Genomic DNA, 7,002 nt, shown 5'->3' on the forward strand with positions numbered 1-7,002 from the left:
CTTTTTAGAACAAGTCATCATCCCATGTGTTTTGCTCATCTTGATGGGTTTGGTAGTTTTTATCGATCACAATGGTTTCAATATTACCTACCGCTCTATCAATCATTTCTTCAAAATCAAAACCAGATTCATATTGTAATACTTTTTCAAATTGCGGCTCTGTCACTGGATTTTTCGGTGTGAAAATCGTACAACAATCTTCATAAGGTTGAATAGACGTTTCAAATGTGCCAATATCCTTTGCCTTTTGCACGATTTCTTCTTTATCTAATGACAATAACGGACGTAAAATTGGCGTGTTCGTGACCGCATTAATTGCATACATACTTTTCAATGTTTGGCTAGCGACTTGTCCTAAGTTTTCACCATTTACAATCGCGTCAGCTCCAATTTGATACACGACTTTATCGGCGATTCTTAACATCATGCGGCGTGTTGACGTCATCGTGTAACGTTCATGAACGACTTTATGAATTTGTTTTTGGACTTCTGTAAAAGGCACAATGTGTAAACGAATTGAACCGACTCTCTCCGCCATAATTCGCGTCAATTCAATCACTTTTTCTTTCGCTTTTTCACTTGTAAATGGCGGACTATGGAAATGAATCGCTTCAATCGTTACACCACGGCGCATCACTTCCATCCCTGCAACCGGTGAATCAATACCGCCTGATAACATTAACAGCGTCTTTCCTCCTGTTCCGACTGGCAAACCACCAATCGCTGGAATAATGCGGTCATACATATAAATCGCATCTAGACGGACTTCCACTTTGATTTCATGGTCAGGTTGGCGAACATCCACATGGAGTGATGTATTACTTTTAAGCACTTCACCACCGACCATACGTTGGATTGCAAATGTTTCATATTCAAAATTTTTGTCAGAGCGTTTCACTTCAATTTTGAAACTATCTCCCGCTTCATAATTTTGAGCGAATAATCGTGCGTGTTCATACACCGCATCCATCGACTTTTCCAACTTTAAAACTGGGCTGATTGAATGTACACCGAACACTTTCGATATACGTGTCATCATTTCTTCAATGTCAGCTTCTGGTTCTAATTGAATATACATGCGATCACGATTCGCTTTCACTTCATACCCTTTTAATGGCATGAGTGCACGTTTTACATTGGAACGCAACTGACTGACAAATGTTTTACGATTCCCCCCCTTTAATGTTAATTCTCCATAACGAACTAATATATGGTCATAAATCATTTTTCTAACAACTCCTCAATTTCTCTATATACTTGGTGAAACGCCACTTTAAACGTTTCAATATCTTGCATGGTCGTATGTCTATCAAATGACAAACGGATACTTCCTAAAATACGCGACACTGAAATGTTCATCGCTTTTAATACTTCATTGACATTCGAATGTTTGGACGAACATGCACTTGTCGTCGAAATCATAATCCCTTGCTTCGAAAAGGCATTGACTAATACTTCTCCTCGTACACCTGGAAATGCCAAATTTAAAATATGCGGTGATGCATCAACCGGTGAATTAATGACGACACCAGGATAATCTTGAATCATCTCACGCAATGCAGTGGTAAATGTCGACAACGTTTGTATTAAGGACTCACGTTGATCTTCCGCCAGTCGAATGGCTTTCGCTAATGCCACATCACTTGCGACATTGACCGTCCCACTACGCAAACCAAATTCTTGACCGCCACCTTGAATAATTGGATAAATTTGATGTAAGTTTTTTAAAATGAGTAAACCTTGACCTTTTAAACCATTAAACTTGTGACCACTCAACGATAAACTGTCAATCCCTGTCATTTGAATCGGCCATTTACCAAGTGCTTGTACCGCATCAACATGAAAATGTACTTTCGGATAAGGCTTTAAGCTTTTAACAATCTCTTCAATAGGTTGCATTTGTCCCATAATATTATTCACTTGCATGCACGTCACTAAAATCACATCATTGGTTAACAGTGACTTTAAATCATCAATGTCAATGCGCCCCTCAGTTGTCACATTGACGTACTTTAATATAAAACCTTCTCGTTCAAGTTCTCGCATAACTTCTAATACAGATGGATGTTCAAGTAACGACGTGATGATGGTACGTCCAAAATGCTTTTTCTGATGTGCTGCCCCTTTTAAAGCCATATTGTTCGACTCTGTTGCCCCGCTTGTAAATATAAGTGTTTCATCGTTTAACTTCAGCGTCGATTTAATTTGGTCTCTCGCATTTTGTAATAAACGCTCAACTTCTTGCCCTTTTTGATGTGGGCTATTCGGATTATAGAAAAACTTCTCGTTCACTTTCATAAAACTCGATAACACGGATGGATCGGGTTTCGTCGTCGCTGCGTTATCAAAATATAACATGTGCAGACTTCCTCTCTTTAAATTTCATTTTACATTGTACTACAAGTCTTGGGTCTGATGTCATATCCATTCGATATTTTCTAAATTTTTATCATTCCGGTAAACTTTTCGGATTGAATGGCTTCACTATAGCATTTTCAAATGAACCCCATAAAAAAGTGCACCTATCATAGTTAATGACACTACGATAGATGCACGTGTTACTTCGCTGTTGCATTCATATATTAAGATTGTTGTTCTAACACTTCTCGTTCAATATGTTGTGCGATACCAGGCTCAAGTTGTTCGAGCGCTTGTTCTGAAATTTCACTTGAACGCTTGTAGCGGTTGTTTTTAAATAAACGTTCTGCCTCGTTCAAGCTCTTATCTAAATCATGATTGTCTTTACGATAACGGTTGCCGTATTGAATGAGACGTTCTGCGTACACCGCATTAATGAGCACATCGTTCGCTTCATCTTCAAATTTGTTCATTTGAAGCACGACTTTATTAACTTTATCTTTCAATTGTTGCACATTAATTGGTCGCTCACTAAAACGTTTATTGACGTCACGCACTTCATAATCAATTTCATTTTTCAAAATAATGAAACGTTCTGGCACGCTTGTTAAGTTTGAAGCAAGTAAACGACGATAAATTTCTTCTTTTTTACTTTGGACACGTAAAATATGTTCTTCTGCCTCTGCTTCATCTTCTCTTAGTGACACGAGATGATTTTGTAGCTTTTCTTGTTTCGTATTAATTACTTCAACATGGTCTTCAATATATTTCAAGTTATCTTGGACTTCGCTATAACGTACAGATGATTTCGCCATTTCAGATAAAATTTCGTCATACACTGAAATTAAATTTTGAATCTCATTTTCAAATTGACGCACACTTTGTACATCACTTTCATTGATATAATAATTCTCACGCACGTATTCAATTTCAGTTTGTAACGTGTAATTCATATCTTTGGCATGGAACAAATCATTTGTAATACGTTCTTTAGATTCTTCTACAGCATTTTTCGATTTAACTTCATGCTCGATTAAGTCATACATATCATCAAGGCGGTCATTAATTTGAGCCAATTTGTCATTCGCTTCATCTAGCTCAAGACGACTGATCATCGGTTCAACAAAGCTAAGCTCTGTCTTTAAGTCTTGTAATGTACTGTCGACTTTCACATGATCTAAATCATAACCTTCTACTTTCAAATCACGTACGCCATATTTAATATCTTGAAATTGACCAGGCAGTTCTTTTTGTGCTTCACGCATTAAATCAGGAATTTCACTCATATCTTCTTTTAAATAAGCAATATCTTGATCTAACCCTTGAATATGCGTGTGTGCTTCTTGGTAGTTACCTTCAGCTTTTAACGTCTCATACACTTCAAATTCTGGTTCAAAACCTTCAATTTCCTTTTCTAATAAACTTGCTGATTCACCATATTGATGACGATTTGCAAGGACATCGCGCTTCAATTTACGGTATTCATTTTTACTTCTTTCATAAATTTCATCGCTCTGTTGATGCATGTCGTATACTTCATCCGCTTGACTAATCAACTCTTGATGTTTCGCTTCGTACTGGTCCATTAAAGCATGTGCATCATCAATGTCCGTTTGAGCTAATGAAAACTTGAATTTATCTAGATTCATTTCTGCTTCATGGATTTTTTCATCTACAGGTGCCAAATAGTTATTTGTTGTGTCCGTCCATGATTGGTTCAATGTATCGTACTGATTTTTTGTTTCACCAGATAAGTGTAACGTTTTCAATTTCTCCAAACTTTCATCATACGACAATGCATTTAACTTTTCTCTTCTCTCTTCAGCAGATTGAATAATCGACCTTTTGTTTGATCGCATGTAAAATAAAACACCGATTGCAATCAAAATAACAATGATAATCGCTAGTATAATATATAATGCCATGTCCACTCGTCTCCTCCTAAATACATAAAACTATTATAACGTAATTTAAGGATGCATTAAAATAAAATCTTAAAATTAATTGCAGTTTTTTGCAGTTCTATCAAAATATCTCAGAAAATTGCGTCGTATTCAAGAGATAGCTTATAATATGGGATAAATTGATAAGAAAGTGAGTGAATTGAATGACAGAAACAACAGACTATCATCTCTTATCTCGTCAACTTGATGCGATGTTAGATGGAGAAACAGATTTAATCGCAAATTTAAGTAATGCTTCTGCGTTATTAAATGAAAATTTATCTCAAATTAACTGGGTCGGTTTTTACTTAATGAAAGATGAGGCATTAATTTTAGGACCGTTCCAAGGTAAACCGGCATGTGTTCATATCGAAGTCGGCAAAGGTGTATGTGGTACAGCTGTTGCAAAAAAACAAACGCAACGTGTCGCTGATGTGCATGCCTTCCCTGGCCATATTGCCTGTGATGCGAACAGCCAATCTGAAATCGTTATTCCAATTCATAAAGGCGGCGAAGTGATTGGTGTATTAGATATCGATGCCCCTATCCCTGCACGTTTTTCTGAAGCAGACGAAGCAGGTTTAGAAGACGTCGTAAAAGTACTAGAAACACACCTTTAAACCATTTATTCAAATTATGTTTGACTTTTACGTATAAAATGATACAATATCCTTTGTGTGAATAAACGAAAATAGCAGTTGAATATTAATAGGCGCTATGATGTTCCCAAAGCGGACGTGTCGTGTAACCGGAGCTATGAGGTGAGGATACATAAAACATTATATCCTATTGAGCATTCAACACTCTTTTTTGTTTTTTCATAACAACAAAAAAGAAAAAGGAGGAGTCACATTATGGCTCGATTCAGAGGTTCAAGCTGGAAAAAATCTCGTCGTTTAGGTATCTCATTATCAGGTACTGGTAAAGAATTAGACAAACGTCCTTACGCACCAGGACAACACGGTCCAACTCAACGTAAAAAATTATCTGAGTATGGATTACAATTACGTGAAAAACAAAAATTACGTTACTTATATGGTATGACTGAACGTCAATTCCGTAACACATTCCAAACTGCTGGTAAACAAGGCGGTGTTCATGGTGAAAACTTCATGATCTTACTTGCTAGCCGTTTAGACGCTATTGTTTACGCTTTAGGTTTAGCGCGTACACGTCGTCAAGCACGTCAATTAGTTGGTCACGGTCACGTAGAAGTTGACGGTAAACGTGTTGACATTCCATCATACACATTAAAACCGGGTCAAGTTGTTACTGTTCGTGAAAAATCACGTAAATTAGCAATCATCGAAGAATCAGTTGAAATCAACAATTTCGTTCCTGATTACTTAGACTTCGATGCTGATAACTTAACAGGTACTTTCGTTCGTCTTCCAGAACGTAGCGAGTTGCCAGCTGAAATCAATGAACAATTAATCGTTGAGTACTACTCACGTTAATCTGTTATTTTTCGGACACCAAGTATATACGTATGCTTGGTGTTTTTTTGCGTTTAAAAATGTATCATAAGATGGCTAACAAAACGCCCTTCCATATAAATTGCATCATCAGTAATCAATGCAGGCGTCACATACGACTTCGCATCTGTCACAGTTTTTACAATGCCAGTGTGTTTGTCCTTTAATTTCGTTTCACCCAGTGCCACTTTCGTTTTTGTAGCTGCTATAGGTGAGGACGTACCGCCACCACTAGCTGAATCATCAGCAAAAAATTGTAAATTGAATTTCAAATTAAATTTCATCATCAAATCAACCTTTCTTAATTTAAAAATGTTTTCCAAGCTTCATCTGTTTTAGGTGCTTCAACATGATTCCCTGCAACATGGTTTTGTGTCGCTTTACTTTCTAATTGACGCTGCACTTCCTGATTCACCATCGAAACAAAGCTATCTACAGCTTCTTTTGTTGCTTCTGCTGTATCTTGAACGACCATATTCAATAAAGATTCAGGGGCTTGCATACCTGCCTCATTAAACATCGCCATCGCCTCTTGACGCATCTTGTATGACTCAAGTTGTTGTTTATAGTCATCACGTTCTTTTTCAGCCTTTTCAAGCTCGTATTGATGCTTTTGTTCGGCGTTCATCTTACGCAATTTATCAGCTTCTTTTTGCTTTTCATTCAATTCATCTTGAATCTGTTGACGCATCTCTTTCGTACGACGTGCCATTTCTTCATTCACACGCTCATTCACTAACTTCATTTGAGACTCAGACAGTTCTTCAACTTCTTGTGTCGGTTCAGTTTCAACATTCTCATCACTCACGGCTTCCTCAGTACCCGCATCATTAAAAAATTGTAAGCTTAACTTTAACCATTGTTCTTTCATTTCTGCACCTCATTTAAATCTACTCTTGCAAGTTTTATGTCATTGCATGGTTTGGACTACACTTGCATCTTTTAACGCCATAAGCACGGTTTGGGCATAAAAAATAGCCACTGCAACACAGTCGCTTAAAATTGAGTATAAAAAGAGCACCGAGATGAATGATTTACCACTTCATCCGGTGCTTAATCTAAAACTTCAATCGATTTAATTTCGCTTTCATCAAAATCATATAATAGTTTGCCACTATCTAAATGTATAGAATCTTCTCCACTTTCATTATCCATTTCATCATCGTAACCAGCGGCTCTCCCGATGAATATTTTTCCGTTAGTTAACTCTATCTTTACTTTTTTCC

The 7,002-nt window shown here is 37.0% G+C and carries 8 protein-coding genes; 2 read left to right on the plus strand and 6 right to left on the minus strand.

Annotated elements, in window-relative coordinates; genetic code table 11:
* Positions 1–4: 4 nt before the first annotated feature.
* From thiI to ezrA, 3 genes are all read right to left on the minus strand, one after another.
* A complete protein-coding gene (gene thiI / locus BJK46_RS10610) occupies positions 5–1,225 on the minus strand; it encodes a tRNA uracil 4-sulfurtransferase ThiI (protein ID WP_015729306.1) in 1,221 nt (406 codons plus the stop codon).
* The gene (locus BJK46_RS10615) at positions 1,222–2,358 is read right to left on the minus strand and encodes a cysteine desulfurase family protein (protein WP_103263690.1); all 1,137 of its coding nucleotides are present in this window, start codon (positions 2,356–2,358) and stop codon (positions 1,222–1,224) included. Before BJK46_RS10615 ends, thiI begins: the two co-directional genes overlap by 4 nt.
* A gap of 224 nt (positions 2,359–2,582) precedes the next feature.
* Positions 2,583–4,283 (minus strand): septation ring formation regulator EzrA, encoded by a 1,701-nt coding sequence (gene ezrA, locus BJK46_RS10620; RefSeq protein ID WP_014613656.1) that lies wholly within the window; start codon positions 4,281–4,283, stop codon positions 2,583–2,585.
* 182 nt (positions 4,284–4,465) lie between these two features.
* On the opposite strand from ezrA, the gene BJK46_RS10625 reads away from it, so the two are divergent.
* On the plus strand, positions 4,466–4,921 hold the full coding sequence (locus tag BJK46_RS10625; RefSeq protein ID WP_103263691.1) for a GAF domain-containing protein: 456 nt from the start codon (positions 4,466–4,468) through the stop codon (positions 4,919–4,921).
* Positions 4,922–5,155: 234 nt separating this feature from the next.
* A complete protein-coding gene (rpsD, locus tag BJK46_RS10630; RefSeq protein ID WP_014613654.1) occupies positions 5,156–5,758 on the plus strand; it encodes a 30S ribosomal protein S4 in 603 nt (200 codons plus the stop codon).
* 53 nt (positions 5,759–5,811) lie between these two features.
* On the opposite strand, the gene BJK46_RS10635 is transcribed toward rpsD, so the two are convergent.
* The 3 genes from BJK46_RS10635 to BJK46_RS12505 all read right to left on the minus strand — a co-directional run.
* On the minus strand, positions 5,812–6,060 hold the full coding sequence (locus tag BJK46_RS10635) for a hypothetical protein (RefSeq protein ID WP_242445278.1): 249 nt from the start codon (positions 6,058–6,060) through the stop codon (positions 5,812–5,814).
* A 17-nt stretch (positions 6,061–6,077) separates the two neighbouring features.
* Positions 6,078–6,647: a DUF4355 domain-containing protein gene (locus BJK46_RS10640; protein ID WP_101431333.1), complete on the minus strand. Its 570-nt coding sequence runs from the start codon at positions 6,645–6,647 to the stop codon at positions 6,078–6,080.
* A 182-nt stretch (positions 6,648–6,829) separates the two neighbouring features.
* Positions 6,830–7,002: LSM domain protein (locus tag BJK46_RS12505; protein WP_112424793.1), on the minus strand; the 173-nt coding region annotated here is incomplete at its 5' end.

This window comes from Staphylococcus pseudintermedius, from assembly GCF_001792775.2.
Taxonomy (GTDB): Bacteria; Bacillota; Bacilli; order Staphylococcales; family Staphylococcaceae; genus Staphylococcus; species Staphylococcus pseudintermedius.